Origin of the sequence: Microcoleus sp. M2_D5 (assembly GCF_036701935.1) — a bacterium.
Taxonomy (GTDB): Bacteria; Cyanobacteriota; Cyanobacteriia; order Cyanobacteriales; family Microcoleaceae; genus Microcoleus.
This window is the reverse complement of the sequence record NZ_JAUBRP010000056.1, coordinates 41,372-44,439: the sequence shown is the minus strand read 5'-3', so window position 1 is coordinate 44,439 and position 3,068 is coordinate 41,372. Positions and strand designations below refer to the sequence as shown.

The following is a 3,068-nucleotide window of genomic DNA, read 5'->3' as shown; positions in this document are numbered from 1 at the left end:
TTTCAGGTTTGTTGGGGGATGGGCGCCCCGCCCGTCCTTTCGGGGCGGGCGGGACGCCCATCCCACAAGAAAAAAGAGAAATTATTTAATTGACGATCCTAAAATCCCAAATCTAAAATCTAAAATTCTGTTAAAGCCATCCCCGCAGACGATAAACGATTAAGCCGATGTATTCTTTCAAAGCTTTAGTTGACTGGTTTAACTGATAGGTGTCCGGCAATAAATCCAAGGCGACTGCTTGCCAATTGCTTTGGGATGCTGCGATATCCTGCTGCGTTATCTGGAAGTCTGTTGGTGCGGCAATTGCTTTTATTCCCTGACGCTGGAAAATTAAGAGCGATCGAGTCATGTGCATCGCCGATGTCACTAGCAAAACCGGCCCTTTTATGCCTTTAGCATCTAAAATTTTCCGCACGTTGACCGCATTTTGATAAGTGTTGTGTGAATCGGGGTCTTGCAGAATTGCTGATGCCGGTACACCCATTGTTTGGGCAATTTCTGCCATGTCTGCCGATTCGGGAGCCCCGCCGCCTTTCCAATCTACTCTACCGCCGCTGAGAACTAACAGGGAAGCTTTGCCTTGCTTGTAAAGTCGGGAACCGTAGATTATTCGATCGCCCGCTTCCGCTAATTCTACCCAAGGACGGGGAGGTAAAGCTGCTTTGACACCGCCGCCCAAGACGATTATCGCTTCAGCTTGGGGGAGTTCGGCGGTTGGTAAGTTTTGCCATTCGAGCGATCGAACTAACGATTTTGAAACCCAACCGCTACTTCCGAGGAGTAAAATAATTAGAGCCCCGGCAATTGGCGCTGCCGCCCATTTGGGACGCTTCCAAAGTGTGATTAAAGCCGCCATCATTAACAGGCAACTCAATCCCAAAGGATAAATAAACAGCGGCAAGAGTTTCGATAGAAATACAAACATTCAATGGGAAATTGGCATTGGGAAATTGTACGATCGCGTAGCCGAAGTATTGGGTATTGGAACGAAGGGCATTAGTGAATGTTAACTAATGACTAATGACTAATGACTAATGACTAATGACTAATGCTAGCGACGATCCTCTGGCCCAGATAACCAGCCAAACAATGTAGCAGCATCACCCCTAGAGGTTTTGCTATATTTATGGGCGTCCGTTTGCACTACTTCTTTATTGAGGATAGCATCCGAGGTTTTGTCCTTGGAATTTATATTCGGGTTGAGTAGTAATTCGTTGTGCCACCAAGCTACAATTAAACCTGCTGCCACGCCCCCAATGACACCAAGACCAAGACTCAGGGGCAGCGTAGATCCTACTAAGCGAAACCCAACGGTAAACAACACAAACCATATCAGCGCGGGGCTAAACCCCTTGGAGTCTCCGGTAAATTTTGGCATTAGCTGTAAGTTTTGTTTGTAATAACACAGAAAGATATTGACAATATTAGCAGACAATCAAATTGCCAAGGGCGATCGCTCTGCAACTACTCCCCACAAATCAAGTTTAATTGTACCTCTAAGTCTTGCGCGGTATCTACAATCGTTACAGAAATTTGCTCTAATTCTGTCAAAGGTTCAAAAGCTGCTTGCTGCGAACTCAATAGTTCTGCCGTCGCGTCGGCAATATCGCCCCGGCGCTGTTGGAGCCGTTCTCGCAATACTTCAATTGGTGCGGTGCAGTAAATGATTTGCAGGGGCAAGCCGTGGGATTGAGCCCGATTAATCGCATCCGTTCTCAATTTTTGGCGATCGAACTTTGCATCTAAAATCACATCCCAACCTCTGTGAGCCAGAATTATCCCCAACTCTAACAATCTACCATAAGTCTGCGCGGTCATTTCATCCGAGTACAAATCTTGCCCCCCGCGTTCATTTAAACAAATTCCGCCTAAATGTTTGCGAACAGCATCGGATCGAATGTGAATAGCCCCAGTGCGGCGAGCCAAATATCGAGCCGCTGTACTCTTGCCAGAACCCGACAAACCAGACATCAAAGTTAACTTTCCCCGGTGCGGTTGCGTGTATTCCCAAGCCTGTTTATAGTAATGAGCTGCTGTCTGTGAAACCTCTACTTTTTTGCCATTTGAAATAGCAGCATCATCCAACATTAACGAAGTTACTTTTGCTCTAACATAAGCTTGACGGCTCAAATACAGAGGCAACAGTTGCAGTCCTTCCCAATCCCCTGTTTGTTCGATGTAAGTATTGAGAAAAGCATTGCCCAAGTCTCTGCGCCCCCGCGATTCCAAATCCATTACTGTAAAAGCCACATCGTACATGACATCAACAAAGCGAAAAGGCTCGTTAAATTCAATGCAGTCGAACAGCAATATTTTATCTTGCCACAATGCTATATTCCGCAAGTGCAAATCTCCGTGGCACTCGCGAATTTTATTATTGGCAATCCGCAGGTTAAATAACTCTTGATTTTCTGCAAAAAACGCATCAGTATAATCTTTAGTTTCCTGAAATTGTGCCTGAGTCTGCGGCCCGCCGATATATTTTTGCGAAATCAGGTAATTGTTGTCTATGGCTTGGCGAATCTGACTGACTTCGCCAAATCTGCGAATGTAGCTATTACTAATTGCCCTGCTGTGAAAATTGGCAACTTCCCGCCCTAAGTCGGCCATAATTTGCTCGGTCAACATTCCGCGTTCCAACAAACTGAGCAACAGCGAATCTTGAGGAAACTCCCGCATTTTTAGTGCGTATTCTACAGCCACTTCAGCCGGAGTTCTAGCAGGTAAGTTGCTGCCAAATTGAAACGACTCCCCGATTTGAACAATTGGCAAAACTTCTAGATAAATTTCCGGTGCTGTGCGTCGGTTCAGCAGCAATTCTTCGTTGCAGAAATGCTGCCGTTTCTCCAAAGTTGAATAGTCTAAAAAGCCAAAATTGACAGGTTTCTTGATTTTGTAAGTATAATCTCCTGTCAGCAAAACAAAGGAAGCGTGAGTCTGAAGTAGCTGCACTGGTTCTGTCACCCCGTGCGGGTAAAAACCGGGCTGCAACATTTGCTGAATCAGAGGTGGAAGACAAATATCAGTCATATCGATTTTAGATTTTAGATTTTAGATTTTAGATTGTG

Annotated in this window: 3 protein-coding genes; all 3 read right to left on the bottom strand. The window is 45.4% G+C overall.

The window, feature by feature from the left end; all coding sequences use genetic code 11:
- Positions 1–130: 130 nt before the first annotated feature.
- Positions 131–925 (bottom strand): YdcF family protein, encoded by a 795-nt coding sequence (locus QUA50_RS21145; protein ID WP_333266508.1) that lies wholly within the window; start codon positions 923–925, stop codon positions 131–133.
- Between the two features lie 126 nt (positions 926–1,051).
- Entirely contained in the window at positions 1,052–1,378 is a 327-nt protein-coding gene (locus tag QUA50_RS21140; RefSeq protein ID WP_333266506.1) for a hypothetical protein, read from the bottom strand.
- 86 nt (positions 1,379–1,464) lie between these two features.
- A complete protein-coding gene (locus QUA50_RS21135) occupies positions 1,465–3,030 on the bottom strand; it encodes an AAA family ATPase (protein ID WP_333266504.1) in 1,566 nt (521 codons plus the stop codon).
- Positions 3,031–3,068: the final 38 nt, after the last annotated feature.

Excerpts from the sequence above, each read along its gene's own strand:
- QUA50_RS21140 (WP_333266506.1), bottom strand. The coding sequence starts at position 1,378 with ATGCCAAAATTTACCGGAGACTCCAAGGGGTTTAGCCCCGCGCTGATA.
- QUA50_RS21145 (WP_333266508.1), bottom strand. The coding sequence starts at position 925 with ATGTTTGTATTTCTATCGAAACTCTTGCCGCTGTTTATTTATCCTTTG.
- QUA50_RS21135 (WP_333266504.1), bottom strand. The coding sequence starts at position 3,030 with ATGACTGATATTTGTCTTCCACCTCTGATTCAGCAAATGTTGCAGCCC.